This is a genomic window from Hydrogenophaga sp. (assembly GCF_051858985.1).
Classification (GTDB): Bacteria; Pseudomonadota; Gammaproteobacteria; order Burkholderiales; family Burkholderiaceae_C; genus Hydrogenophaga.
Map to the genome: position 1 here is coordinate 165,117 of NZ_JBHYGM010000002.1, position 25,697 is coordinate 190,813.

The following is a 25,697-nucleotide window of genomic DNA, read 5'->3' on the forward strand; positions in this document are numbered from 1 at the left end:
TTAGCGAGTACGCAGGGCTTAGCGAGTACGCAGGGCTTAGCGAGTACGCAGGGCTTAGCGAGTACGCAGGGCTGTCCGAGCACGCTGCGCTTGTATTGCTTGTATTGCATGCAGTGCTGTACGAGCAATACGCAACATTTCGCAGGCGACATGCACTTCGGCTAAGACGACGTGGTCAGTCTGGGAGAATTCGTCGCCTATGCCATCGTCACCACCACCCCCGCTACAAGTCGAAGCCCTCAAGTTCGCGGCCAAGATCGACTACGCCACCTTCACAAACCATGGGATCAGGATTTCCCTGCCACGACTCACAGGCAGCCATGAATGGACACCCCAGAAGAAGCACAGTCGTGACTGGCAAGTGACTGTCCAAGACCCGACCCCGAGCGACCTTCGAGCGATTTCCGTTGCCTACGAGAACCCCAGGCTGCTCGCGCTCGAGGTGGCTGTGGATGCAACACCCAGGGAGGTTCTGGACCCGGTTGCCCACGCCGACACGCTGAAGACGCTTTACCTGGCCATTGCCGCCAGGTTTCGTCCAGAGGACAAGGCGCTCTGGGACTACGGCGTGCGCGGCGCATTGAGCGGCAAGGGACAGAAGCCAAAGCCGTTGGAGCGACGCCATCCCACACCGAAGGAACAGGTCATCTACGGCCGCCGCGTCGATCTCATGCAAGCCAAGCTCTACCTTAAAACCCTGGATCAGCACGTCATACTCCCGGTGGTCGAGCAGCCCGTGCGGATGGAGATCGCGCTCCAGCGCTGGGCATGCGTTGAATTCGGACTTGACACCGTTAACGACCTCTTCGGCTATCCGTACCGCGCCAAGTTCGCCACGCACTTTCGCATCATCGACCGTCCGGAGGTGCGCGCCGCACGCGAGCTCAACGAGGCAGAGCTCAGGCGACGCACCACGCGCATGCAGCGGGCTTGGGCCACGGCCGGCGTGGCCAAGTTCGCCGTTGGCGATCACCCGCGCGAGGACGCCTTGATCCCCAACGTGGCTATGGTTCGCCGACGAGCCAGGGCCCAGCTACCTGCGGAGCACTACAAGCTGATGCGCGACCAGCATGCCAACGCCAAAATCGGTAACGCACTGATGGGCTTGGAGCGCAGAATGCGCGTGCTCTAAGCCCTGAAAAATTCGTGCAGATGCTGTGTGGCCAACATGCCGTAAGTCATTGCTGACTAAGGACTTTTTGTAGTCGCGGTCATCACCTATATACCTTGCAGCACCATTTTCCCCGCCCCGTCCTGGATCAGCAGCTACTGAGCGCCCACCGAACCAGGTCCACCGCCTTCCTCGAACATGCTCAGCCGTCGCGACAGTCGGTGGGCGGGAAACTGCCTTATGAACTCCATGGACTGTCCCGGGGCGGCGTCAAGCCGAGCGTCATATTGCTTGGCCTGCAGGATCACCACCATGCGTTTTTCGACCTGGGGCTTGTGGAAATGCTTGAACAGTTCCATGTTCGTCGGCGTTGACGGTGAGCATGGTGAAGCTGAAGACCTCGTCACCGGCGGCCTTGCGGTTGTGCCTCTAGCTCGGGCCTGATAGTGCCATGCGCTCTCTACAGCGCCCATCAACTGCAGTCAAGGGCGGCGGCGACTCAGTACTGGGTTACTGTCCCAAATCCTGCTTCAACCGGTCAGCATCTTCTCCAGCGTTCGACTCCCGGACCCCAGAGGAACTACATGATCGGCTTGAAGAAGGAGTTGCGTTTGACGGTGTCTGGCGATGCTGCCAAGGATCTGCAGCTGCTGGCACGCCGCTACGACATGCGGCTGGAGGACTTGATGATGCGCATGGTGGCCCTGACCTCTGAGTACGAGCAACTGAGTCGGCAGGGGTATCACCTTGGCGTGGCCAAGGATGTCTCCAAGCTCGACTTCCAGTTCACCGGCATGTGGTCCTGACGGCGTTCGACGGCTGAGTGCAGTGCATGACGGTGCCTTACGCCCGTCCGATTCATGGGGGTTGAAATCAATGCACTCGATCGCGCGGTGCGATCGTCAACCAGGAACTACCATGCCCATCGCCTCCCTTGACAGCCTTCCCACCCTCAAGCAGCTGATTGCTGAACGGCAAGCCGATCTCGAACTCAGCGACCATGACCTGGCTCTCGCCATGGGTTACGACTCGCCAACGGTGGTCACCATGATCAAGTCGGGAGGTATGCGTTTTCCCATCAACAAGGCCCGCGCCCTCGCAGATGTTCTTCACGTGGAGCCCGGTGCGGTGATGCGCATGCTCCTGGGCGAGACGAGTCCTGAGATGCTCAAGGGCATCGAGGATTGCCTCGGGCCCCTGTCGCTGACCCGTACAGAGGTGCGGTTGATCAGGAAGCTGCGCGAGGCAGCGGCCGGCGAGGCGACCTCGCCCCTCTTCCTGGACGGAAATTCGGTCGTCGCAATCATCACGAGAAAATGAACTCGTACCCGCGCGGAGAGCACAACGGTGCGGGACTTAGAACGTGAACCCGGCGGATCTACACCGCGACCTTCACCCCCCTATCTGGACACGCCCAGGTCGATGGCCCTTGGCGCCGCTTTTTTCCTGTCGCGGCGACCAGAGTGCTTATAGGTAGGCCGATCCTGCCTATAAGCAAGAGACCCGTCCCAAGCCGATGGCGAGAAGAAAAAAGTCGAGTTTCGCCAGAATCGTACGGCCGACGAGCATGGCCAGCATAAGTCCCGGTTGCCAGAGTACAGCCACAGCGTGTCTACGGCCAGACCGCCATGGCCGAGGAGCGCCAATAGCGCAATAAAAGCGCATAGGGAACGCAAGGCAAATCCGCCACATCGACAATTGTGTGTGCCGTCCCCGCCCTTCCACAGCGGGTCGGGGCCATGCCTCAGAATACGCACGGCACTGCCCCTGGAGGGGCGACCCGCTTATTCGCAACGGACCCTCATGCTCGTCGACATCAAAAAAACACTCTGGGCTACCGCCGACAAGCTGCGCGCCAACGTGGACGCCGCCGAATACAAGCACTTCGTCCTGGGCCTCATCTTCCTGAAGTACATCAGCGACACCTTCACTGCCCGCCGAGCCGAGATCGAAGCGCGCCTGAAAGACCCGGCCGACGACTACTTCCTCGCCGACGCCTCACCCGAAGACATCACCGCCGAGCTGGAAGATCGCGACTACTTCAGAGCCGCCAACGTGTTCTGGGTACCCGAAGGCGCGCGCTGGGAAGCCGTGCGCGCCCTGGCCAAGCGGGCCGACATCGGCAAGGTGATCGACGACACGCTCACGATCATCGAATCTGAGAACCCCAAGCTCAAAGGCATCCTGGACAAGCGCTACGCCCGTGCGCAATTGCCCGATGGCAAGCTCGGCGAGCTGGTGGACCTGATCTCCACTATCGGTTTCGGCACCGACCCGGCCGTGGCCCGTGACGTACTCGGGCAGGTGTACGAGTACTTCCTGGGCATGTTCGCCAGTGCCGAGGGCAAGCGGGGCGGTCAGTTCTACACGCCGGCCAGCATCGTCAAGACGCTGGTGGCCGTGCTCAACCCGCATCGCGGCCAAGTGTACGACCCGTGCTGCGGCTCGGGTGGCATGTTTGTCCAGAGCGAAAAGTTCATCGAAGCCCACGGAGGCAAGCTCGGCGACGTGTCCATCTACGGGCAGGAGGCCAATCCCACCACTTGGCGCCTGGCCGCCATGAACCTGGCTATCCGCGGCATCGACTTCAAGCTGGGCAAGGAACCCGCCGATACCTTCACCCGCAACCAGCACAAAGACTTGCGGGCAGATTTCGTCCTCGCCAACCCGCCGTTCAACATCTCCGACTGGTGGCACGGCAGCTTGGAAGGCGACCCGCGCTGGGTGTATGGCGACCCGCCACAGGGCAACGCCAACTACGCCTGGCTGCAGCACATGCTGCACCACCTCAAGCCCAGCGGGCGCGCAGGCATCGTGCTGGCCAACGGCAGCATGAGCAGCAGCCAGAACAACGAAGGCCAGATCCGCGCCGCCATGGTGGACGCCGACGTCGTGGAGGTCATGATCGCGCTGCCCGGACAGCTGTTCTTCAACACGCAGATTCCAGCCTGCCTGTGGTTTCTGGCCAAGCAGAAGACGCGCAAGGGTGAGGTGCTTTTCATCGACGTCCGCAAGCTCGGCCAGATGATCAGCCGCGTGCAGACCGAGCTGACCGACGAGGTCATTGCACGCATTGCCAACACCGTGGCCGCTTGGCGTGGTGACGCAGGCGGTGGCGACTACCAGGACGAACCTGGCTACTGCCGGAGCGTTCCCCTCGTGGAAATCGCCCAGCACGGCCATGTGCTCACGCCCGGCCGCTACGTGGGCGCCGAAGCGGTGGACGACGACGACGACGCCTTCTCCGACAAGATGCAGAAACTCACCGAGCTGCTTGGCGAGCAGATGGCCAAGGGCGCGGAGCTGGACACGCTGATTCGGCAGAAGCTGGGAGGGCTTGGGTATGAGTTCTGAGTGGCCTGTTGTCTCAATCAGTGACCTGGCCGCTCCACACGCGGGTTCGATGGCGGTTGGCCCTTTCGGGTCACGCATGAAAGCAGACCTGTATGTGCCATCTGGTGTCCGAGTGATTCGGGGCAACAACTTGAGTGGCGGCCGGGAGCCAGAGGGCAACTATGTCTTTGTTTCCGAAGACACAGCCAACTCACTTGCAAGCTGCTGCTTGAAACCTGGCGACCTTGTTTTTCCGCACAGGGGCAACATCGGCGAAGTGGGCATTACGCCCGATGACGGCCATCGCTACATGCTCTCTACGAGCCTCATGAAGCTGTCGCCTGACAGGAGAAAAGCCAGTCCACTCTATTTGATGTACTTCTTCAAAAGCGCGGAAGGACGCGCCGCCCTGTTGATGAACACATCGCAGGTTGGCACACCTGGAATCGCCACGCCGCTGAAATCACTGCGTGGAATCAGGCTTCGGCTGCCACCGTTGGCATTGCAGAACCTAATTGCTGAGGTGTTGGGCGAACTCGACGACCGCATCACCCTCTTGCGCCAAACCAACATGACCCTCGAAGCCATCGCCCAAGCCCTGTTCAAAAGCTGGTTCGTCGATTTCGACCCCGTGCGCGCCAAGGCTGAGGGCCGCGAGCCCGAGGGCATGGACGAGGCTACCGCCGCACTGTTCCCCGACGGCTTCGAGGAATTGGTGCCAAAGGGCTGGATGCGATCGACAGTAGGTGAGACGTTCACACTCACAATGGGACAGTCCCCGCCAGGCGAAACATACAACAGCCGCGGGGACGGCCTGCCGTTTTACCAAGGAAGAACCGATTTCGGGCTTCGATTTCCAACTCAAAGAATTTTCTGTACTGCCCCCTCACGTATCGCGGAAACGGGCGACACGCTGGTCAGCGTCAGGGCTCCCGTTGGAGATGTGAACATGGCAATGGAGCGATGCTGTGTGGGGCGGGGTGTCGCATCAGTTCGTCATCCCAAAGGCTATAGGGGATACACGTTCTATGCGATGCGGGGACTTGAAGAGCAGTTCAAGACATACGACTCTGAAGGCACCGTTTTCGGATCGATCAACAAGAAGGACTTCCAGAAATTACCTGTGATTTCGCCGTCGCACGAAGTCCTGACTGCTTTTGAGTCTGTCTCCCAATACATCGACGACAGTATCGTGACGAACGAGGAGAAAATCAGAACCCTGGTATCTCTTCGCGACACCTTGTTGCCCCGCCTGATCTCAGGTCGGCTGCGCTTGCCCGAAGCGGTGGCTTCTGCGGAGCATGTCTGCGCATGAGCACCCCCGGCACCCAGTACGCGCTCTTTGAAACGGCAGAGGCCCTGCCGGTGGAGCAAGAGGCGTCCGAAAGCGAGCAGCCCTCCACCAGCCGGCGCTTCAGCGACTTTGTGGTGTATGTGGACGAGAGCGGTGACCATTCGCTCGCCAGCATCGACCCGGATTACCCGGTATTCGTGCTGGCCCTGTGCGTGTTTCACAAGCGGCACTACGCCGAAAAAATAATCCCGGCCGTCGAGAAGCTGAAGTTCAACTACTTCGGCCACGACAGCGTGGTGCTGCACGAGAACGAGATCCGTAAGCAGAAGGGCGACTTCGCTTTCCTGAGTCACCGCCCGACGCGCGTAGCCTTCACGGCACGGCTGACCTCAATCATGGAAGCCAGCAACTTCATTCTGATTGCCGGCGTAGTGGACAAGACGCGCCTGAGCAAGGGTGAGGGCGCCAGCTCCAACCCGTACCACATTGCCCTGGGCATCTGCCTGGAGGCGCTGCGCGAGTTTCTGGCTGAGAAGGGGCAAGACCAGGTGAAGACCCACGTGGTGGTGGAGTGCCGGGGCAAGAAAGAGGATGCCGAGCTGGAACTGGAGTTCCGGCGTATCTGCGACGGTGACAACCCGGGAAACAGGGTATTGCCGTTCGACATCGTGTTTGCGGACAAGAAGACCAACCTGACGGGCCTGCAGCTGGCTGATCTGGTGGCGCGACCGGTGGGATTGAACTACATCCGTCCGCAGCAGGCGAACCAAGCGTTTGAACTGCTGAAGCAGAAATTTTTCTGCGATGGTGGGCGGGCCAAGGTGGGCAGCGGCTATGAGGGCGTGGGGCTGATGATTTACCCACCCCAGAAAGCGAAAAGCCCCGATGAACCCACCGAGGCTGTAGCGCCGACCGGGAACCCCCAATCCACTTAAACCATAGTTTACCGTAACTCTCCAACGGCAGGCAACGAAAAAAAATCGATCACGGAGCGCCATGACCGAAGACCAACTGGAACAGGAAGTACTGGGCTGGCTCACCGAGTTGGGCTACACGCACCGTTGCGGCCCGGACATTGCACACGACGGCACCGAGCCTCAGCGCGCGCACTACCGCCAGGTGTTGTTGCCGTTTCGCTTGCGCGAGGCCATGCAACGGCTCAACCCTGGCGTGCCCACCGCTGCGCGGGAAGACGCCTTGCAGCAGGTACTGGAGCTGGGCCTGCCCGCCCAGTTGTCGGCCAACCAGGGGTTTCACAAGCTGCTGACAGGCGGTGTGCCGGTGCAGTACCAGCTGGACGGGGAGACCCGAGGCGATTTCGTTCGGCTGGTGGACTGGGACCACCCCGAACGCAACGAGTACTGGGCGGTGAATCAGTTCACCATCAAAGGGCCACATCACACTCGCCGCCCCGACATCCTCCTGTTCATCAATGGCTTGCCGCTGGTGCTGATCGAGCTGAAGAACCCAGCAGACGAGAACGCCGACATTTGGAAAGCCTACGACCAGATCCAAACCTACAAGGAACAGGTGCCTGACGTGTTCCAGTACAACGAGGTGCTGGTGGTGTCGGACGGCAGCGAAGCGCGCCTGGGCTCGCTCTCGGCCAACGCCGAGCGCTTCATGCAGTGGCGCACCATCGACGGCGTGAACCTGGACCCCCTGGGTGAATTCAATGAGCTGGAGACCCTGATCCGCGGTGCGCTGGCACCTGCGTACCTGCTGGACTATCTGCGCTACTTCGTGCTGTTCGAGGACGACGGCGCCTTGGTAAAGAAGATCGCGGGCTACCACCAGTTCCACGCGGTGCGCTCGGCCATCGAGCATGTGGTGGCCGCGTCCAGGCCCGACAGCGCCGCCAGCCTGCGCGGCAAGGGCGGCGTGGTGTGGCACACGCAGGGCAGCGGCAAGAGCATCACCATGACATGCTTCGCCGCCCGGGTGATGCAGGAACCGGCGATGGAGAACCCCACTATCGTCGTGATCACCGACCGCAACGACCTGGACGGCCAGCTCTTCGGCGTGTTCAGCTTGGCGCAAGACCTGTTGCGCGAGCAGCCGGTGCAGGCCATCACGCGGCAGCAACTGCGCCAGTTGCTGAGCAACCGGCCGTCGGGCGGCATCGTCTTCGCCACCATCCAGAAGTTCATGCCGGGCGAAGACGAGGACATTTTCCCCGTACTCTCAGAGCGGCGCAACATCGTGGTGATCGCTGACGAGGCTCACCGTACGCAGTACGGTTTTGAGGCAAAGCTCAAGACGCGCAAGGCAAGTTCCGAAGGCAAGAGCCCCGCGCAAGCGGCCACTTCAGCTGAAGGTACGGCCACACCGTCAGCCTTGACTGCTGACTTCGCGCCGCCCGAGTTCAAGACCAGCTACCAGGTTGGCTACGCCCAGCACCTGCGCGACGCCCTGCCACACGCCACGTTTGTTGCTTTCACCGGCACGCCGGTCAGCAGCGCCGACCGCGACACACGGGCCGTGTTTGGCGACTACATCCATGTGTACGACATGCAGCAGGCCAAGGAGGACGGTGCCACCGTCGCGATCTACTACGAGAGCCGGCTGGCCAAGCTCAGGCTGAAAGAAGAGGACCTGTCCCTCCTTGATAGCGAGGTAGACGAGCTGACTGAGGACGAAGAGGAAAGCACCCAAGCGCAGCTCAAGAGCCGCTGGGCCGCCCTGGAGAAGGTGGTAGGTGCGGAGCCTCGTGTGGCAAGTGTTGCGGCCGATCTGGTAACCCACTTCGAGGAACGCAACAAGGCCCAAGACGGCAAGGCCATGGTCGTGGCCATGAGTCGCGACATCTGCGTCCACCTCTACAACGAGATCGTCAAACTGCGCCCGGACTGGCACGACACCGACCCCGAGAAGGGCGCGATCAAGATCGTGATGACTGGGAGTGCTAGCGACAAGGCGCTGCTGCGTCCGCACATCTACAGCGCTCAGACCAAGAAGCGGATGGAGAAGCGCTTCAAGGACCCGACGGACCCGCTTCGCTTGGTGATCGTGCGCGACATGTGGCTCACCGGCTTCGATGCCCCCTGCGTCCACACCATGTATGTGGACAAGCCCATGAAAGGCCACAACCTGATGCAGGCCATTGCCCGGGTGAATCGTGTGTTCAAGGACAAGCAGGGCGGCTTGGTGGTTGACTACATCGGCATCGGCAACGAGCTGAAGGCCGCGATGATGGAGTACACCGCCAGCAAGGGTCGCGGCAAACCCACAGTGGATGCTCACGAGGCGCTCTCGGTGCTTCTGGAGAAGTTGGACGTGCTGCGCGCCATGCTGCACGGCTTCAACTACGCCGGCTTCAAGACAGGCGGGCACAAGACGCTCGCGGGCGCGGCCAACCATGTGCTGGGCATCAAGGCCGAGAACAAGGACAGCAAGCGCGAAGGCAGAAAACGGTTCGCCGACGTGGCCTTGGCCATGAGCAAGGCATTCAGCCTTTGCTGCACGCTGGACGAGGCCAAGGCACTACGCGACGAAGTAGCCTTCCTGCAAGCGGTCAAGGTGATCCTGACTAAGCGTGACATCAGTACCCAGAAAAAAACCAACGAGCAGCGCGAGGTGGCAATACGCCAGATCATCGGCCAGGCGGTGGTAAGCGACAGTGTGGTGGACATCTTCGACGCCGTCGGCCTTGAGAAGCCCAACATCGGCCTGCTGGACGACGAGTTCTTGGCACAGGTGCGGAACTTGCCCGAACGCAACCTCGCGGTGGAGCTGCTGGAGCGCCTGCTGGAGGGCGAGATCAAGACCAAGTTCGCCAGCAACGTGGTGCAGGAGAAGAAGTTCTCAGACCTGCTCGCCGGCGTCATCTCCCGGTACCAGAACCGCAGCATCGAGACGGCGCAGGTGATGGAGGAGCTTGTCGAGATGGCGAAAAAGTTTCGCGCGGCAGCGAACCGGGGTGAGCAACTGGGCTTGACGGACGACGAGGTGCGGTTCTATGACGCGCTGGCCAACAACGAGTCGGCCGTTAGGGAGCTGACTGATGAGACGCTCAAGAAGATAGCCCATGAGCTGACCGACAACCTGCGCAAGAACGTGTCCGTGGACTGGGCGCAACGCGACAGCGTGCGCGCCACGCTGAGGTTGATGGTCAAACGCATATTGCGCAAGTACAAGTACCCGCCGGATCTTCAGGATGCTGCAGTCGAACTGGTACTGCGGCAGGCCGAGGCGCTCGCTGAGAGCTGGGACTGACGCCTACAACCGCGCGTCCGGGTCCGCTCGAATTGTTGCCTATGGTGCTTTGGCGATTTTCCCATCCAGATCCTTGCCGACACGACTGGCCTTGAGAGCGAGCGCGTCTTTCAATGCCTGGACACCAAGCTCCACGTCGAACGGCTGGATTTTCGGGTGTGCATGGGTGACCTGGTCAATCAGGATCTTGCGACTCTCGAACACACCCTTGTCATATCGGACCTCAGACGTGCTGCCCTTGCGGGTATGCCCCATCAGATCAGCCTTCTGGTTGGCCTCAGCATGCAGCGCGCCCAGCGCGGTCGCGAAGTTATGCCGCATCGAGTGAAAGGTCTTCTTCCCATTTCGTGGGATGCCCAGTTTCTTGCCCAGTAGTGCGTCGTTGAACCACTTCCCGGCGTGCTTACCGTAGCCCTTCTCTGCATCGAATATCAATTCGGGGAAGAGGCGCGTGTGCCCGAGTTCTCGCAACCTCTCGACGTAGTGGATGAAGCCGAGGTCAATCACCAGCTGCGGTACGGGAACGCGCCGGGCAGAACTCATATTCTTCAGGGACTTGTCGACAGCATCCTCGGCGTCTGCCTCGTCAATGTCGATCTTTCCGTCGCCCTCGAGGTTGAAGTCCAGGCAGTAAATGCCATGGGGGGCCACGATATCCTTTAGGTACAGTTGGGCGAGTTCATTGAGGCGACCGCCGCAGTACAGCGCAAGGATCGGCAGCCAATAGTAGTGCGGTCGGTATGCGTAGAACGTCCCCTTGGCAGTGCGATCGCCCACGCCCTTGACGAACCAGGGTGCGGAAAATACCTTGTTCAGGTCGTCGGGCGACAACTGGTCTCGCTGCTCGTGAGCCTTGGCTTTGCGCTTGCCGGCTTTTCGCACTGCCTCGCTGCCCAGCTTGGAAGCAGGGTTGACCGGCATGTCGCCTTCTTCTACAGCCCAATTGAAAATCTGAGCCAGCGTGTCCAGGATCTTGCGTCGTTCACCTTCGGTGATACCCCGACGGTCATGGGACTTCTTGAGCGCCACCAGGTCGTTGAAGGTGGGGTTGACCAAGCTCAGCTCGCGGGCAAATTTGCTGCGCTCGGCGGGCAAGTCCTTGATCTTCTCCGCGAAGTCGCGCATCACCCTACGATCCAGTTCGTCGACAGGCAAGTCACCAATCAACTGCTCAAAAATCTTCGTGTGATCAACCTTCCGGCGTCGGTGATCGCTTTTGGTCCAACGATGTAGGTTGTGGTCAAAGTAGCGTGCGCAGAGAGCGGAGAACGGTTCTTTTGATTTTGCGGTCCGTGACTCCACGGACCCCGATGGCTCCAAGGACTGCGGCCGGAGTTGACCAAGAATGTGGCTGGTTATGCTGGTCACATCTACGCGACGCACCAGGATGTCCGCGAGCGCGATGGTCTGGCCGGGCAGATCGCAGATCAGACCCCGCGACGCGGACGGCCAGAACAAAAACTGGCACAAGGCCACCGACGACGCCTCACCGTGTAGCACGTCCGACAGCTCGCTCGCGAACCTGATGCCGAGGTAGCCACTGAAGGGTTTCATCGCCTGAATGCCTCCCAGCCGAGTGCCGTCGATTACCACCTCGACGACCTCACCCGTGACGGGGTCGTGCAAGTGATCAAAGTCGGCGTGAATGTCTGCGGTGTGCCACCCTGACCAGGCTTGCGCACGCACGAACAGTCCACACTGGCGAGCCAGAAGCCTTTCCGTAAGGTCGGCGGGCGTTGACCCGCATTCCTCTGCGGCCTCCACCAGCGAGATATAGCCGTCTCCCAGGAGCTTGACCGAACCGGCCTGCAGCTTTTTGATGTCCATGTGAAGAAGAGAGTCGATCGACCTGTGCCACTGGGCAACCAGCTCAGCAGCAACGATCTTGGCCAACCTCAGGTCGCGGCAGCCGGTGGAGCGATGAAGCTCCCGCTTACCGACTGCGGCCCTTAGGCGTGCGGGTACGCACAGCCGGACGTAGTACACGCCGCTGGGACGCCTATTCAAAAACAATGAGCCCGACACGCTGTACCCCACTTTCGTAGTGGATCTGCATGCCAGGCTCAGCTTGTGAGGATTATCGCAAGCAAAACAAGGGCTTGCGAAACTGTGGAGCGGGTGAAGGGAATCGAACCCTCGTATGAAGCTTGGGAAGCTGCCGTTCTGCCATTGAACTACACCCGCGAAGGCGTGGAGTTTACTTGAGGATGTCACCCATGCAGAGGAACTTGATCTCCACGTAGTCGTCCATGCCGTGGTGCGAGCCTTCGCGGCCCAGGCCGGATTGCTTGACGCCGCCGAAGGGCACGTGCTCCGTGGCAAGGATCCCGACGTTGATGCCCACCATGCCGTACTCCAGGGCTTCACTCACGCGGAAGATGCGGCCAACGTCGCGGCTGTAGAAATAGCTGGCCAGGCCAAACTCGGTGTGGTTGGCGGCGTCGATGGCTTCCTGTTCGGTGTCGAACCTGAACACCGGTGCGAACGGACCGAAGGTTTCTTCCTTGGCGCAGAGCATGTCGGCGGTCGCATCGGCCACCACTGTGGGTTCGAAGAACTGACCGCTGCCCAGGGACGACAGCCGTTTCCCACCGGCCACCACGCGGCCACCCTTGGCCAGCGCGTCGTCCACATGCCGCTGCACTTTCTCCAGCGCGGCCTCTTCGATCAGCGGGCCCTGGTTCACGCCCTCGTCGAAACCGTTGCCCACCTTGGCGGTCTTCACGCGAGCGGCGAATTTGGCCACGAAGCTGTCGTACACGCCCGCTTGCACGTAGATGCGGTTGGAGCACACGCAGGTCTGGCCGGCGTTGCGGTACTTGCTGGCGAACGCGCCTTCCACCGCGCTGTCGATGTCGGCGTCGTCGAACACGATGAAGGGCGCGTTGCCGCCCAGCTCCAGGGACATTTTCTTGACGGTCGGTGCACTTTGCGCCATGAGGATCCGGCCCACCTCGGTGGAGCCAGTGAAGCTGATGTGGCGCACCACGTCGCTGGCGCACAGCACCTTGCCCACGGCGATGGATTGGTCGCTGTCGGCGGTGATGACGTTGAGCACGCCGGCGGGTATGCCCGCCCGAATGGCGAGCTCCGAAGCGGCCAGCGCGGTCAACGGCGTGAGTTCGGCCGGCTTGATGATGACCGGGCAGCCCGCGGCCAGCGCTGGCGCCACCTTGCGCGTGATCATCGCCAGCGGGAAGTTCCACGGCGTGATGGCCGCGCACACGCCGATGGGTTGTTTGAGCACCAGCAGGCGGCGGTTGTTGTCGAACGTGGGCAGCGTTTCGCCGTTGACTCGCTTGGCCTCTTCGGCGAACCACTCGACGAAGCTGGCACCGTAGGCCACTTCGCCCTTGGCCTCCGCCAGGGGCTTGCCCTGCTCGGCGGTCATCAGACGGCCCAGGTCATCCTGGTTCGCCATCAGCAGGTCGAACCACTTGCGCAGGATCTGGCTGCGTTCCTTGGCGGTCTTGCCTTTCCAGGCGGGCCAGGCCGCGTTGGCCGCTGCAATGGCCGCTTCGGCGTGCTGCGGCCCCAGGTTGGCCACGTCGGCCAGCTTGCGGCCGGTGGCGGGGTCGTTCACATCGAAGCGGCTGTTGCCAGGCACCCACTGGCCATCGATGAGGCCGTCGGTCTTGAGCAGGGTGGGGTCCTTCAACAGCGCCAGGGGTGATGTCTTCATGTCCATGGGGGTCTCCATCGTTTCGGTGTGCGGTGCGGCGGCAATCATTTAACTTGTTAAACAACCGGTGGGCGATTGTGCCGCCTGAAGCGGTGAAAGCATAGTGCGCCGGCATGTTGGAAAATAGCGGGTTTAGTGCCCCTGTGCACCAGCTGCCTACAACGACCTTCCACCCACAAGGCCCCCATGACCCGCCCCGCTTCCGTTGCCGACATCCGCAAGAGCTTTCTGGACTTCTTCGCCTCCAAGGGCCACACGGTGGTGGCGTCGAGCCCGCTCGTGCCGGGCAACGACCCCACGCTCATGTTCACCAACTCGGGCATGGTGCAGTTCAAGGATGTGTTCCTCGGCACGGACAAGCGGCCTTATGTGCGCGCGGCTTCCGTGCAGGCCTGCCTGCGGGCGGGGGGCAAGCACAACGACCTGGAAAACGTCGGCTACACCGCTCGCCATCACACGTTCTTCGAAATGCTGGGCAACTGGTCGTTTGGCGACTACTTCAAGCGCGAATCGCTCAAGTGGGCGTGGGAGTTGCTGACCGAGGTCTACCAACTGCCCAAGGAACGCCTGCTGGCCACGGTGTACGAGGAAGACGACGAGGCCTACGACATCTGGACCCAGGAGATTGGCCTGCCACCCGAGCGGGTGATCCGGATCGGCGACAACAAGGGTGGTCGCTACAAGAGCGACAACTTCTGGATGATGGCCGACACCGGCCCGTGCGGACCCTGTTCCGAGATCTTCTACGACCACGGCCCGCACATCCCGGGCGGCCCTCCCGGCAGCCCCGACGAAGACGGCGACCGCTTCATCGAGATCTGGAACAACGTGTTCATGCAGTTCAACATGGACGAGACGGGTGCGGTGACCCCGCTGCCTGCGCCCTGTGTGGACACCGGCATGGGCCTGGAGCGTCTGGCCGCCATCCTGCAGCACGTGCACAGCAACTACGAGATCGACCTGTTCGACGCGCTCATCAAGGCTGCGGCCCGCGAGACGCACATCAGCGACCTCGCCAACCCGTCGCTCAAGGTGATCGCCGACCACATCCGCGCCACCGCCTTCCTGGTGAGCGACGGCGTCATTCCCGGCAACGAAGGCCGCGGATATGTGCAGCGTCGCATCGTGCGCCGGGCCATCCGCCATGGCTACAAACTCGGCCAGAAGACGCCGTTCTTCCACAAGCTGGTGCCCGATCTCGTGAAGCTCATGGGCGAGGCCTATCCGAATCTGGCTCGCCAGGAACAGCGCATCACCGAGGTGCTGAAAGCCGAGGAAGAGCGCTTCTACGAGACGCTGGCCAACGGCATGGAAATCCTGGATGCCGCTCTGGCGGGTGGCGCCAAGGTGCTGCCCGGAGACGTGGCCTTCAAGCTGCACGACACGTACGGCTTTCCGCTCGATCTCTCGGCCGACGTCTGCCGCGAGCGTGGCCTGTCGGTGGACGAGGCGGGTTTTCACGCCGCCATGGACAAGCAGAAGGCACAGGCGCGCGCGGCCGGCAAGTTCAAGATGGACAAGGCCCTGGAGTACAGCGGTGCGGTCAACAAGTTCGTCGGCTATGACGAACTGGTCTACAAGAATGTGGGTGTCGTCGCGCTGTACAGGGATGGCATGTCCGTGGAGCGCCTGCAGCAGGGTGAATCAGGGCTCGTGGTGCTCGACACCACGCCTTTCTACGCCGAGTCCGGCGGGCAGGTAGGCGACAGTGGCGTGCTGCAGAGCAACCACGCCCGTTTCGAGGTGGAAGACACCCAGAAGATCAAGGCCGACGTGTTCGGCCACCACGGCGTGGTGAAGTCGGGCGAGCTCGTCGTGGGGCAGACGGTGGACGCGGAAGTGAACACCACCCTTCGCGCCGCCACGGTGCGCAACCACAGCGCCACCCACCTCATGCACAAGGCGCTGCGCGAGGTGCTGGGCGACCATGTCCAGCAGAAGGGCTCACTGGTGAACGCCGAGCGCACGCGCTTTGACTTCACGCACAACGCGCCTGTGACCGACGCGCAGATCCGCCAGATCGAGGCGCTCGTGAACGCCGAGATCCTCGACAACCACGCCACGCAGGCGCGGCTGATGGACATCGAATCGGCGCAGAAGACCGGCGCCATGATGCTGTTCGGCGAGAAGTACGGCGAGACCGTGCGGGTGCTCGACATCGGCTCCAGCCGCGAACTCTGCGGCGGCACGCACGTGCAACGCACCGGCGACATCGGCCTCTTCAAGGTGGTGAGCGAAAGCGGCGTGGCCGCCGGCGTTCGCCGCATTGAAGCCATCACCGGCGCCAACGCCCTGGCCTATGTGCAGTCGCTCGAAGACACGGTGGCCCAGGCCGCCGGCGCGCTCAGGGCGCCCACGGCCGAACTCACGGCGCGCATCGGCCAGACGTTGGAACAGATGAAGGCACTGGAAAAGGAACTGAGTGCGCTCAAAGGCAAGCTCGCATCCAGCCAGGGCGACGAGCTCATGTCCCAGGCCGTGGAGGTGAAGGGCATCAAGGTGCTGGCCGCCATGCTCAACGGGGCCGACGCGAAGACGCTGCGCGACACCATGGACAAGCTCAAGGACAAGCTCAAGACGGCGGCCATCGTGCTCGCTGCGGTGGACGGCGGCAAGGTGCAGATCGCCGCCGGTGTCACGGCCGACAGCATGGGCAAGGTCAAGGCTGGCGAACTGGTGAACTTTGTCGCCCAGCAGGTGGGCGGCAAGGGGGGCGGCAAGGCCGACATGGCAATGGCCGGGGGCACCGACGCCGCTGGCGTGCCCAAGGCCCTGCAGTCGGTGCAGGGCTGGGTGGCCGAACGCTTGTGAACGCCTGGACTCGCCGGCATTGCATCGCAGCGCTGGGTGCTTCGGTGCTGCTCCCGGTCGCGCGGGCCCAGGCCCCGGCGTTCGAGCGCAGTCCCTGGCCGCGCCGTGATGTCACGCCGAATCTGGAAACGGTCGATCTGCAAGGCCAGCGTGTGCGCCTCGCGGATTTCAAGGGTCGTGCGGTGCTGCTCAACTTCTGGGCCAGCTGGTGCGAGCCCTGCCGCGCCGAGATGCCCACGCTGCAAGGCCTGCCGCCGCTCCTGGGCGAAGACCGCCTGGCGGTCATTGCACTCAACTTCAAGGAGCCGCCTCAGCGCGCGCAGCGCTTTGTCGCGCAGACCAGCCTCACCTTGCCCGTGTGGCTCGATCCCCTGGGCGAGCATGCAAAGGCCTGGGGTGTGCGCGTGTTCCCCACCACCGTGCTGATCGACCGCCAGGGCAGGGCGCGCGAACGCGTGCGCGGCGAGGTGGACTGGAGCAGTGCCGAGGCCCTGGGTTGGGTGGAACGTCTGCTGGCGCCCTGAAGCGTCTCACCCAGGCCCATAATCCCCCGAGGTCGACGCGTTCACGTGGTCGGCCCTTTCCCAGGCGATGCATTGCACCCTGTGTGTGCGGTTCCGCCCGTTTCCCCTTATTCCGGAGTTCTCTACATGACCGCCGATCGCCGCACCTTCCTGCGATGCGCCGCCACGTCCGTGGCCGCCGCTTCCCCGTTCTTCCATCCCGCTTTTGCACAAACCCCGGCTCCCCAGCCCGTGCGACGCGAATTCGATCCCCAGGTCGGCGCATGGCGCACCTTTGACGTGACCACGCGCGTGGACATCGTGAAACCCCAGGGCACGACCCAGGTGTGGCTGCCCGTTCCCACCGTGGAGAGCGACTGGCAGCGGTCGTTCACCAGCGACTTCCGCAGCAACGGCAATGCCCGCCTCACCGAAGACCGCCAGTACGGTGCGCGCATGCTGCACGTGAGCTTCGAGCCCGGTGTGGCCGCCCCCTGGGTGGAGCTCACCAGCCGGGTGCAGACGCGCAACCGCGCGGTGGATTTTGCGCAGAAGACGGCCAGCACCGAGGACGCCGCCAGCCTGCGCTTCTGGACCCAGCCCACCCGCCTGCTGCCCACCGACGGCATCGTGAAAGACACGGCCATGAAGGCCACACGCGGCGCGCGCACCGATGTGCAGAAGGCGCAGCAGATCTACGACTGGGTGGTGGCCAACACCTACCGCGAACCCAAGGTGCGTGGCTGCGGCGAAGGCGACATCAAGACCATGCTGGAAACCGGCAACCTGGGCGGGAAGTGCGCCGACCTCAATGCCATCTTCGTCGGCCTGTGCCGCGCCGCTGGCCTGCCCGCGCGCGACGTCTACGGCATACGCCTCGTGCCATCGGCATTCGGCTACAAGGAACTCAGCGGCAACCCCGCCAGCCTGAAGGGCGCACAACACTGCCGCGCCGAAGTGCACCTGGCCGGCCACGGCTGGGTGGCGATGGACCCGGCCGACGTGGCCAAGGTCATGCGCCTGGAAACCCCGGAATGGATCAAGACGACGCAACATCCCGTGGTGGCCCCGGTGAACCGCGTGCTGTTCGGTGGCTGGGAAGGCAACTGGATGGCCTGGAACATGGCGCACGATGTGAAGCTGCCCCATGCCCAGGGGCCTGAACTGGGTTTCTTCATGTACCCCACGGCCGAGACCGGCGGGCAGCGCCTGGACTCCTACGCGCCCGACGACTTCAAGTACCAGATCACGGCGCGCGAAGTGCAGGCCTGAAATCTGGCCAGGCCAGGGTGAGCGCGCTGCGAAAGCGGCGTTGTCCACCCGTCACGGGATCGCGAAAAGCGATTTCCGCCGCAAGCAGCCGCAGCGGTTGCGCGAAGTCCTCGGCTTCGTCGGGGCCGCGCAGTACGCGCGGGTAGAACTGGTCGCCCGCGATCGGCAGGCCCAGAGCGTTCATGTGCACGCGCAACTGATGGCGTCTGCCGCTCAGCGGTTCGAGCCGGTAGCGTGCCCATTCCCCGCGCTGCTCCAGCAAGTCCATGCTGGTCTCGCTGTTCGGTTCACCGTCGGCCTCGGTCATGCGAAAGAAGGCGCCATCTTCTTCGACGATGCGGCTGCGCCGGACCACGGGCCACGCCATCGCGGGATCGTGGGGTGCGATGGCCTCGTACACCTTGTGCACCTCGCGCTCGCGAAACAGCGCCTGGTAGGCGTCGCGGTCTGGCGGCCGCAGGCTGAACACGACCAGCCCCGCGGTTTCGCGGTCGATGCGGTGGATGGGGCTCAGCGTGTCGATGCCCAGCGAGCGCTTGAGCCGCACCAGCAGGCTCTGCTGCACGTAGCGCCCACCGGGCGTCACGGGCAGGAAATGCGGCTTGTCGACCACCAGGAGCTGGTCGTCTTGAAAGACCACGGATTCGGTAAAGGGCACCGAAGGCTCATGGGCCAACGCACGGTAGTAATGGACGCGCGCGCCGGGCATGAACGGCGCGTCCGGGCCCAGGGACTGGCCGGCTTCGTCCAGCACCTCGCCCTGGTGCATGCGCTCTCGCCAGGCCTCAGGTGGAACGGCGGGCAGGCGATGGCACAGGAAATCCAGCAGCGTGGGCCAAAGCGGGGGCTTGTCGAAAGGCAGCGCCACGCTGCTCGGTGACACGCCCTCGCGCGTGGGGATCAGCGGATTCCGGGGCTGCCTGGCCACGAGGCGCCGGTCAGGTGCGGCGGAACACCAGATCCCAAACGCCGTGCCCCAGCTTCAGGCCCCGGTTTTCGAATTTGGTGAGCGGCCGGTAGTCGGGCTTGGGGACGTATCCGTTGCTCCTTTCGGGTGCCGTGTTCTGGAGCAGTGGCTCGGCCCCCAGCACTTCCAGCATCTGGTGGGCATAGGGCTCCCAGTCGGTGGCCAGATGCAGGTAGCCACCGGGCTTGAGGTGGCGCGCCAGCCGGTTCACAAAAGGCCCCTGGATCAGGCGGCGCTTGTGGTGGCGGCTCTTGTGCCAGGGATCGGGGAAGAAGATGTGCACGCCGTCCAGGCTGCTCTCGCCCAGCATGTGGTCCAGCACCTCCACCGCGTCGTGCCGGAGGATGCGGATGTTCTCCAGCCCTTGTTCGCCCACCAGCTTGAGCAGCGCGCCCACGCCGGGTTCGTGCACTTCGCAGCACAGGAAGTTGTCCTGCGGGCGCACGCTGGCGATGTGCGCGGTGGCGCCCCCCATGCCAAAGCCGATTTCCATGATGAGTGGTGCGTCTCGTCCGAACGCGGCGCCGGCGTCGAAACTCCCCGGCGCGTAGGTGAGGAGGAAACGAGGACCGTGCTGCTCCATCGCGCGGGCCTGTCCCGGTCCCACGCGCCCCGTGCGCAACACGTAGCTCTTCACTTCGCGCAGGTGCGTCACTTGGCTGGGTGGGGTGCGCGGCAGCGCGTGGCGGGGGTCGGTCATGGGGCGCGGCAGTCGGTCGGCGAAGCGGTGAATTTTAGGCGGACCAGGCCTTGACCCACGCCTCCAGCGCCAGCGCTGGGGTGGTGCGCGCCGCCGCCGGCAGCCCCAGCGTGCGTGCGGCCTGGCCCAGCGCCACCAGCGGATCGCCCAGGTCGAGGGCCTGCGCGCCGTTCTGCTTGCTGAGTTTTTCACCGTCGGCACCCATCACCAGGGGCGTGTGCAGGTACGCCGGGGTGGGCAGTCCCAGCGCACGCTGCAGCACGATCTGGCGCGCCGTGTTGTCGGTGAGGTCCTGGCCGCGCACCACGTGGGTGATGCCTTGCGCTGCGTCGTCAACGACCACGGCCAACTGGTACGCCCAAAGGCCGTCGGCGCGCCGAAGCACGAAATCCCCGACCTCCGCCGCCACGTCCTGCGTTTGCGGTCCGAGGCGGCGGTCGCTCCAGTCGACCCGGGTTTCGCTCGTGTTCACCGCCAGGCGCCATGCGCGGGCGGGCCTTCCCCGGAGTCCGCCATTTTCGGGACGGCAGGTGCCGGGATAGACGGCGCTGTGGTGGCGTTCGCGACCCACACCCTGCGCGAGCAGGGCGCTGTCGATGTCCTTGCGCGAGCAGGCGCAGGGATAGACCCTTCCAGTCGCAACCAGCTTGTCGAGCGCCTGCTGGTAAAGCGCAGCGCGGGTCGATTGCCAGACCACGGGCTCATCGCTGACCAGGCCACATGTGGCGAGCTGGCGCAAGATTTCCTCACCGGCGCCGGGCACGCAGCGCGGGGTGTCGACATCTTCCAAGCGCACCAGCCACGTGCCGCCGTGAGCGCGAGCGTCCAGCCAGCTGGCCAGGGCCGCCACCAGCGAACCCGCGTGCAGAGGGCCGGTGGGAGAGGGGGCGAAACGACCTCTGTACTGGGCCGTCATGGCCGGCGCACCGTCGGTATCAGGCCAGCGCCAGCGCCATTTCGAGGCCGGAGACGAAGGCGTCTTCCACGCGGTGACCCAGGCACCAGTCGCCACAGGCGCCGATGCCCAGCGTGGCATCGAAGAGGTGGGTCTTGCCCAGCGGCGTCTGCGTCTGCGCGAAACGCCAACGGTGAACCACCGCGTGCGTGGGGGTGGCGCGGATGCCGGTGATCTCGGCGAAGCCCTTGAGCAACTTGGCCTTGACGCGTTCGTTGTCGTCCTCCAGGTGCTTGGTGGACCATGCCGGGCTGGCCTGCACGGTCCAGCGTTCGATGGGGTCGCGTCCGGGCTTGCTCGATTCACGCGCCAGCCAGCTGATGCGGTGGTGCGTGCTGCGCGCGGCGTTCCATTGGGGTCCGAGGTGCGGCAGGCCGGGCTGCATGGCTTGCGGGTAGGCGACCATGAGTGTCCAGCAGGGCGCCACATGCACGGGCGTCAGGGCTTTGCGAAGATCGGCCGCCAGACCGGAGGTGAGCAACAGGTCGTGGATCTGGGGATGCGGCATCGCCAGCACGACCCGATCGAAGCCGCCCAGCACCTGCTGGCCGCCTTGGGCGTCTTCGGCCCGCAATTGCCACTGATCGGCATGCAGCGCATCACGCTCGATGCGCGAGACGTGCGTGTCGACCAGTGCCCGTGTCAGCAGGCCGCCATGCAGCTCGGGTTGCACGAGCGGCTGCGCCCACAGGTTGACCAGCGCGCTCATGCCGGGCGAGGCGACGAAGTGCGGTTCGGTGGGCGGCGGCGCACTGGCCAGCACGTGACCGAACTCGTCGAGCACCCGCACGGTGCTGGCGCTCCAGGGGCGCACGACCGCCGTGGCGTTGTTGCGCAAGGCGGTGTCGAAGCGCTTGTCGCGCACCGTGAAGTACTGGGTGCCGTGGTCGAAGCCACCGAACTCGGTGCGCCGCGTGGCCATGCGACCGCCGAACCCCCGACTTTTTTCCAGCAACGTCACGCGATGCCCCGCCTGCGCCAGCGTGCGAGCGCAGGCCACACCGGCCATGCCGCCGCCCACCACCGCGATGTGAAGTGGGGTGACCTTCGTTCTGGATGCGCGGGGCGTTTTGGTTTTTGGCATGTCTCGGTGCGCTGGATGTTGCGGTGGTGCTTGTGGCCGACTGTATCAGCCCGCTCCCCGAATGCGGGTCCTGCCCACTGTCAAATCTGGTGGTGGTTGTGGAGGAGGGCGTCGCGCGTTTTGGGGCTCTGCAAGCGGTCCAGCCACCAGCGCAGCGCACGACCCGTGTCGCCCGTGCTGCGCGGCTGGCGCCAGGCGTAGGCCACGCGCAGCGTGCGGTTGGGCCGCTGCACGGTCTTGACCACCAGGCGCCCGGCGTTGATGAAAGGCTGGGCCAGGGGAAGTGGCAGAAAGCCGCTGCCCAGTCCGCGCAACTGCGCTTCCAGTTTGTGCTGCATGGTCGGCACCGTGAGCACGTCCTGACCCGGCAGCAGGTTGTGCGTGACACCGCGTCCGCGCTGGGTGCTGTCGGCCACCGCCACCGCCCGGTGTGCCTTCAGTTCCTCGTCGCACAGGCTGTGGGTGACCGCGGCCAGCGGGTGGTGGGGCGCCACGGCGTACACGAACTGCAGCGTGCCCATGGCAGCCGACTGGAACTCGGTGAGCGACATCTCGCTGGGCACGCCCAACGCGAGGTCTGCCTGGCCGCTCTGCAGTGCCTCCACCGTGCCCGAAAGCGTTTCCGCCCGCAGCTTGAGCCGGGTGGGCGCCCCCTCGGCATAGAACGCTTCGCAGAGTTCGAACAGGGTGGCGCGAGCGACGATGGCGTCGGCGGCGATGGTGAATTGCGATTCCCAGCCGGTCGCCACGCGCTTGACGCGCTGGGCAACGGCATCCAGTTCGTCGAGCAGGTACTGGCCCGAGCGCAGCAACTCCGCGCCGGCGGGCGTGAGCACGGCGCGTCGGGCGCTGCGGTCGAACAGCAGGACGTCCAGCGCGTCCTCGATCTGGCGGATGCGGTAGGTGAGCGCGCTGGGCACCATGCCCACTTCTCGCGCGGCCGCGGCCATGCTGCCCAAGCGCGCCACGGCCTCCAGCAGTCCCAGGTTTTCCGGTGAAAGCGCGGCACGCGGGGTGGATGTGGCCATCGGGATGCTCCGTCAATCATTCAAATGAATTGAATGATGCCATCAAATCCGTGCAGTCAAAAGTCCGGTCGGGGCGCCCACAATTCACCCCATGCCAGCCCCGGCGTCTCCCCGCCGAAGCCAGCCCCACCGAAGTAAAGGACCACACCATGTTCCAGATTCGACGCTCCGACGCTCGCGGCTATGCCGACCACGGCTGGCTCAAGAGCCACCATTCGTTCTCGTTCGCCGAGTATTTCGACCCCGCCTGGATGGGCTGGGGCAACCTGCGCGTGATCAACGAGGATCGCATCGCCCCGGGCACCGGTTTCGGCACCCACGGCCACCGCGACATGGAAATCATCAGCTACGTGCTGCAGGGCAACCTGGCGCACAAGGACAGCATGGGCAACGTCAAGGGCATCCCGCCCGGCGATGTGCAGCGCATGAGCGCGGGCAGCGGCGTGCGTCACAGCGAGTTCAACCACGCACCCGAGAGCACCACGCACTTCCTGCAGATCTGGATCGAGCCCAATGTGCGTGGCATCGAACCAGGCTACGAGCAGAAGAGTTTCACGGACGCCGAAAAGCGCGGGCAGTTGCGCCTGGTGGCGTCCAGTGATGGCGCCGAAGGCTCGGTGACCATCCATGCCGACGCCGCCATGTACGCGGGGCTGCTCGACGGCAAGGACGCCGCCGAACTCACGCTGAATCCGGCGCGCAAGGCCTACGTGCACCTGGTGCGCGGCGAGCTGGACGTGAACGGCCAGCGCCTGCATGGCGGCGACGCGGCCGCACTCACGGGCGAGACCCGGTTGGCCCTGGCCAACGGCAAGGATGCCGAAGTGCTCGTGTTCGATCTCGCCGCCTGAAGATTTTCCCTCCCCTCTCACCCTTCACTTTTTTCATTTCCAAAGGACTCACCATGAACGCTCTTCAAAATCCCCTGGCCCTGATCGGCCGCATCCTGCTGGCCATCGTCTTCGTGCCAGCTGGCTTCAGCAAGATCGCGGGCTTTGCCGGCACCGTGGGATACGCCACTGCCATGGGCATGCCGCTGCCGCAAGTGGGCGTGGCCATCGCATTGGCGATCGAACTGATCGGTGGCCTGGCGCTGCTGATCGGCCTGGGCACGCGCTATGCCGCCATCGCGCTGGCCGTGTTCGTGCTGGTGGCCAGCTACTTCTTCCACGCCTACTGGGCCGTGCCGGCCGAGCAGCAGATGATGCAGCAGCTCATGTTCTTCAAGAACATCGCCATCACCGGTGGTCTGCTCGCCTTCGCCGCCTTTGGTGCCGGTGCGTACAGCGTTGACGCCCGCCGCAAGGCCTGAATTCGTCCCCATTCATTCTTCAAGGATTCCTCATGCCCAAAGTTGTCGTGGTTTACCACTCGGGTTACGGTCACACCCAGCGCATGGCGCAGTCGGTGGCTCAGGGGGCGGGCGCCGAGCTCCTGGCCATCGATGCCGAGGGCAACCTGCCCGAAGGTGGCTGGGAGACGCTGGATGCGGCGGACGCCATCATCATGGGCTCGCCCACCTACATGGGCACCGTGAGCTGGCAATTCAAGAAATTCGCCGACGCTTCCAGCAAGCCCTGGTTCGCCCAGAAATGGAAGGACAAGATTGCCGCTGGCTTCACCAACAGCGCCGGCATGAATGGCGACAAGCTCGCCACGCTCAACACGCTGTTCACGCTGGCCATGCAGCACGGCATGATCTGGGTCAGCCAGGGCCTGATGCCCAGCAACACCAAGGGAGCGCAGCGCAACGACGTGAACTACCTGGTGAGCTACAGCGGTGCCATCGCACAGAGCCCGTCGGACGCAGGTGCGGGTGACATGCTGCCGGGCGACCTGGAGACTGCGCGCCTTTTTGGTGAGCGCGTCGCGGAAGTGGCGGCGAAGTTCACGCGCTGATCCTCACAGCCCGTTTGGGCTGAGCCTGTCGAAGCCCCATCAGGCGGGCCCTTCGACAGGCTCAGGGCGAACGGTAAGGGATGGCGGAGCGTATATTTGCCGTATGAAAGTCCTCAGCATCATCCCCTGGGCAGACTGGCTGGCGCTGGTCTGCTTTTTTGCGCTGTGGACAGGCTACGCCTGGTTCGCCCGGGTCTGGGGCCGCAAGGTGGGCTCGTTGATCCAGACCACCAACCGCTATCGGGCCTACTGGATGATGCAGACCACGGCACGCGAACCGCGCATGCTCGATGGCCTGATCACGCAGACGCTGTCCAACACGCCGGCCTTTTTTTCCTCCACATCGATCCTCGTCATCGGTGGCCTGTTTGCCCTGCTCGGTACCACCGACAAGGCCACCGAACTCATGAGCGAGATCCCGTTCGCGCAGACCACCACCCTGGTGGTTTTCGAGTTCAAGATCCTGGTCATGGTGGCCATCTTCGTCTACGCCTTCTTTCGCTTTTCATGGTGCATGCGGCAGTACACGTTTGTGGCGCTGGTCATCGGCGCCATGCCGCCCGCTGCCGATTTCGAATCGGGCAAGGCCGACCGGGAGTCCTACGCCAAGCGTGCCGCCGGCATGGTGGGTGCGGCTGCTGAAACGTTCAATGACGGCCTGCGCGCTTACTACTTTTCGTTTGCCGCGCTGGCCTGGTTCGTATCGCCCATGGCGATGGTGGGAGCCACGCTGCTGGTGGTCGCCATCCTCTACAGCCGCGAGTTCCGTTCGGAAGTGCTGCAGCTCTTGAAGGAAGATGTGAAACCCATCGTGTGAGGTGGTTCGCCTGATCCGAGCCTCCT

22 protein-coding genes and 1 tRNA gene are annotated in these 25,697 nt (G+C 63.7%); 14 read left to right on the plus strand and 9 right to left on the minus strand.

The genetic code is table 11. The features are described from left to right. Positions 1–199 precede the first annotated feature (199 nt). Positions 200–1,132 (plus strand): hypothetical protein, encoded by a 933-nt coding sequence (locus ACTIEY_RS07160; protein WP_439518429.1) that lies wholly within the window; start codon positions 200–202, stop codon positions 1,130–1,132. A gap of 134 nt (positions 1,133–1,266) precedes the next feature. Here ACTIEY_RS07160 and ACTIEY_RS07165 read toward each other — a convergent pair whose 3' ends face one another. Then, a complete protein-coding gene (locus ACTIEY_RS07165) occupies positions 1,267–1,470 on the minus strand; it encodes a hypothetical protein (protein WP_439518430.1) in 204 nt (67 codons plus the stop codon). Between the two features lie 225 nt (positions 1,471–1,695). Here ACTIEY_RS07165 and ACTIEY_RS07170 point away from each other — a divergent pair, with 225 nt between their 5' ends. The 6 genes from ACTIEY_RS07170 (at position 1,696) to ACTIEY_RS07195 (ending at position 9,953) form a co-directional block, all read left to right on the plus strand. Beyond that, positions 1,696–1,917: a hypothetical protein gene (locus ACTIEY_RS07170; RefSeq protein WP_439518431.1), complete on the plus strand. Its 222-nt coding sequence runs from the start codon at positions 1,696–1,698 to the stop codon at positions 1,915–1,917. A gap of 112 nt (positions 1,918–2,029) precedes the next feature. Then, a complete protein-coding gene (locus tag ACTIEY_RS07175) occupies positions 2,030–2,431 on the plus strand; it encodes a hypothetical protein (RefSeq protein WP_439518432.1) in 402 nt (133 codons plus the stop codon). A 483-nt stretch (positions 2,432–2,914) separates the two neighbouring features. Continuing rightward, positions 2,915–4,465, plus strand: a complete 1,551-nt coding sequence (locus tag ACTIEY_RS07180) for a type I restriction-modification system subunit M (protein ID WP_439518433.1) — start codon at positions 2,915–2,917, stop codon at positions 4,463–4,465. 76 nt (positions 4,466–4,541) lie between these two features. Next, the gene (locus ACTIEY_RS07185) at positions 4,542–5,759 is read left to right on the plus strand and encodes a restriction endonuclease subunit S (RefSeq protein WP_439518434.1); all 1,218 of its coding nucleotides are present in this window, start codon (positions 4,542–4,544) and stop codon (positions 5,757–5,759) included. Beyond that, a complete protein-coding gene (locus tag ACTIEY_RS07190) occupies positions 5,756–6,673 on the plus strand; it encodes a DUF3800 domain-containing protein (RefSeq protein ID WP_439518435.1) in 918 nt (305 codons plus the stop codon). The genes ACTIEY_RS07185 and ACTIEY_RS07190 overlap by 4 nt, the downstream gene beginning before the upstream one ends. Before the next feature lie 61 nt (positions 6,674–6,734). Next, positions 6,735–9,953 (plus strand): type I restriction endonuclease subunit R, encoded by a 3,219-nt coding sequence (locus ACTIEY_RS07195; RefSeq protein ID WP_439518436.1) that lies wholly within the window; start codon positions 6,735–6,737, stop codon positions 9,951–9,953. 39 nt (positions 9,954–9,992) lie between these two features. Here the strand turns inward: ACTIEY_RS07195 and ACTIEY_RS07200 are convergent, their stop codons facing one another. The 3 genes from ACTIEY_RS07200 to ACTIEY_RS07210 form a co-directional block, all read right to left on the minus strand. Next, a complete protein-coding gene (locus tag ACTIEY_RS07200) occupies positions 9,993–11,990 on the minus strand; it encodes a DUF6538 domain-containing protein (protein ID WP_439518437.1) in 1,998 nt (665 codons plus the stop codon). A 73-nt stretch (positions 11,991–12,063) separates the two neighbouring features. Next, positions 12,064–12,137, minus strand: a tRNA-Gly gene (locus tag ACTIEY_RS07205). Between the two features lie 13 nt (positions 12,138–12,150). Continuing rightward, positions 12,151–13,641: an NAD-dependent succinate-semialdehyde dehydrogenase gene (locus ACTIEY_RS07210; RefSeq protein WP_439518438.1), complete on the minus strand. Its 1,491-nt coding sequence runs from the start codon at positions 13,639–13,641 to the stop codon at positions 12,151–12,153. Positions 13,642–13,821: 180 nt separating this feature from the next. On the opposite strand from ACTIEY_RS07210, the gene alaS reads away from it, so the two are divergent. From alaS to ACTIEY_RS07225, 3 genes are all read left to right on the plus strand, one after another. Further along, positions 13,822–16,446 (plus strand): alanine--tRNA ligase, encoded by a 2,625-nt coding sequence (gene alaS / locus ACTIEY_RS07215; RefSeq protein ID WP_439518439.1) that lies wholly within the window; start codon positions 13,822–13,824, stop codon positions 16,444–16,446. Continuing rightward, positions 16,443–16,970, plus strand: coding sequence for a TlpA disulfide reductase family protein (locus ACTIEY_RS07220; RefSeq protein ID WP_439518440.1), 528 nt, complete (start codon positions 16,443–16,445; stop codon positions 16,968–16,970). The genes alaS and ACTIEY_RS07220 overlap by 4 nt, the downstream gene beginning before the upstream one ends. A gap of 126 nt (positions 16,971–17,096) precedes the next feature. Next, positions 17,097–18,221, plus strand: a complete 1,125-nt coding sequence (locus ACTIEY_RS07225) for a transglutaminase-like domain-containing protein (protein WP_439518441.1) — start codon at positions 17,097–17,099, stop codon at positions 18,219–18,221. Here ACTIEY_RS07225 and ACTIEY_RS07230 read toward each other — a convergent pair. From ACTIEY_RS07230 to ACTIEY_RS07250, 5 genes are all read right to left on the minus strand, one after another. After that, a complete protein-coding gene (locus ACTIEY_RS07230; protein ID WP_439518442.1) occupies positions 18,196–19,149 on the minus strand; it encodes a pseudouridine synthase in 954 nt (317 codons plus the stop codon). The two genes, ACTIEY_RS07225 and ACTIEY_RS07230, sit on opposite strands and share 26 nt — an antisense overlap. Before the next feature lie 10 nt (positions 19,150–19,159). After that, positions 19,160–19,888, minus strand: a complete 729-nt coding sequence (gene trmB / locus ACTIEY_RS07235; protein WP_439518443.1) for a tRNA (guanosine(46)-N7)-methyltransferase TrmB — start codon at positions 19,886–19,888, stop codon at positions 19,160–19,162. A gap of 34 nt (positions 19,889–19,922) precedes the next feature. Further along, complete coding sequence (gene gluQRS / locus ACTIEY_RS07240; protein ID WP_439518444.1) at positions 19,923–20,804, minus strand: tRNA glutamyl-Q(34) synthetase GluQRS; 882 nt, start codon at positions 20,802–20,804, stop codon at positions 19,923–19,925. Positions 20,805–20,823: 19 nt separating this feature from the next. Beyond that, positions 20,824–21,927: an NAD(P)/FAD-dependent oxidoreductase gene (locus tag ACTIEY_RS07245; protein ID WP_439518445.1), complete on the minus strand. Its 1,104-nt coding sequence runs from the start codon at positions 21,925–21,927 to the stop codon at positions 20,824–20,826. Between the two features lie 80 nt (positions 21,928–22,007). Continuing rightward, positions 22,008–22,955, minus strand: coding sequence for a LysR family transcriptional regulator (locus tag ACTIEY_RS07250; protein WP_439518446.1), 948 nt, complete (start codon positions 22,953–22,955; stop codon positions 22,008–22,010). A gap of 149 nt (positions 22,956–23,104) precedes the next feature. On the opposite strand from ACTIEY_RS07250, the gene ACTIEY_RS07255 reads away from it, so the two are divergent. From ACTIEY_RS07255 to ACTIEY_RS07270, 4 genes are all read left to right on the plus strand, one after another. Then, positions 23,105–23,806 (plus strand): pirin family protein, encoded by a 702-nt coding sequence (locus ACTIEY_RS07255; protein ID WP_439518447.1) that lies wholly within the window; start codon positions 23,105–23,107, stop codon positions 23,804–23,806. A 53-nt stretch (positions 23,807–23,859) separates the two neighbouring features. Beyond that, the gene (locus ACTIEY_RS07260) at positions 23,860–24,267 is read left to right on the plus strand and encodes a DoxX family protein (protein WP_439518448.1); all 408 of its coding nucleotides are present in this window, start codon (positions 23,860–23,862) and stop codon (positions 24,265–24,267) included. A 32-nt stretch (positions 24,268–24,299) separates the two neighbouring features. Further along, entirely contained in the window at positions 24,300–24,854 is a 555-nt protein-coding gene (locus tag ACTIEY_RS07265; protein ID WP_439518449.1) for a flavodoxin family protein, read from the plus strand. Positions 24,855–24,957: 103 nt separating this feature from the next. After that, positions 24,958–25,671, plus strand: a complete 714-nt coding sequence (locus ACTIEY_RS07270) for a DUF599 domain-containing protein (RefSeq protein WP_439518450.1) — start codon at positions 24,958–24,960, stop codon at positions 25,669–25,671. Positions 25,672–25,697: the final 26 nt, after the last annotated feature.

Coding starts and splice junctions, on each gene's coding strand:
- ACTIEY_RS07160 (WP_439518429.1), top strand. CDS start 200: ATGCCATCGTCACCACCACCCCCGCTACAAGTCGAAGCCCTCAAGTTC.
- ACTIEY_RS07165 (WP_439518430.1), bottom strand. CDS start 1,470: ATGGAACTGTTCAAGCATTTCCACAAGCCCCAGGTCGAAAAACGCATG.
- ACTIEY_RS07170 (WP_439518431.1), top strand. CDS start 1,696: ATGATCGGCTTGAAGAAGGAGTTGCGTTTGACGGTGTCTGGCGATGCT.
- ACTIEY_RS07175 (WP_439518432.1), top strand. CDS start 2,030: ATGCCCATCGCCTCCCTTGACAGCCTTCCCACCCTCAAGCAGCTGATT.
- ACTIEY_RS07180 (WP_439518433.1), top strand. CDS start 2,915: ATGCTCGTCGACATCAAAAAAACACTCTGGGCTACCGCCGACAAGCTG.
- ACTIEY_RS07185 (WP_439518434.1), top strand. CDS start 4,542: ATGAAAGCAGACCTGTATGTGCCATCTGGTGTCCGAGTGATTCGGGGC.
- ACTIEY_RS07190 (WP_439518435.1), top strand. CDS start 5,756: ATGAGCACCCCCGGCACCCAGTACGCGCTCTTTGAAACGGCAGAGGCC.
- ACTIEY_RS07195 (WP_439518436.1), top strand. CDS start 6,735: ATGACCGAAGACCAACTGGAACAGGAAGTACTGGGCTGGCTCACCGAG.
- ACTIEY_RS07210 (WP_439518438.1), bottom strand. CDS start 13,641: ATGGACATGAAGACATCACCCCTGGCGCTGTTGAAGGACCCCACCCTG.
- alaS (WP_439518439.1), top strand. CDS start 13,822: ATGACCCGCCCCGCTTCCGTTGCCGACATCCGCAAGAGCTTTCTGGAC.
- ACTIEY_RS07225 (WP_439518441.1), top strand. CDS start 17,097: ATGACCGCCGATCGCCGCACCTTCCTGCGATGCGCCGCCACGTCCGTG.
- trmB (WP_439518443.1), bottom strand. CDS start 19,888: ATGACCGACCCCCGCCACGCGCTGCCGCGCACCCCACCCAGCCAAGTG.
- gluQRS (WP_439518444.1), bottom strand. CDS start 20,804: ATGACGGCCCAGTACAGAGGTCGTTTCGCCCCCTCTCCCACCGGCCCT.
- ACTIEY_RS07245 (WP_439518445.1), bottom strand. CDS start 21,927: ATGCCAAAAACCAAAACGCCCCGCGCATCCAGAACGAAGGTCACCCCA.
- ACTIEY_RS07250 (WP_439518446.1), bottom strand. CDS start 22,955: ATGGCCACATCCACCCCGCGTGCCGCGCTTTCACCGGAAAACCTGGGA.
- ACTIEY_RS07255 (WP_439518447.1), top strand. CDS start 23,105: ATGTTCCAGATTCGACGCTCCGACGCTCGCGGCTATGCCGACCACGGC.
- ACTIEY_RS07260 (WP_439518448.1), top strand. CDS start 23,860: ATGAACGCTCTTCAAAATCCCCTGGCCCTGATCGGCCGCATCCTGCTG.
- ACTIEY_RS07265 (WP_439518449.1), top strand. CDS start 24,300: ATGCCCAAAGTTGTCGTGGTTTACCACTCGGGTTACGGTCACACCCAG.
- ACTIEY_RS07270 (WP_439518450.1), top strand. CDS start 24,958: ATGAAAGTCCTCAGCATCATCCCCTGGGCAGACTGGCTGGCGCTGGTC.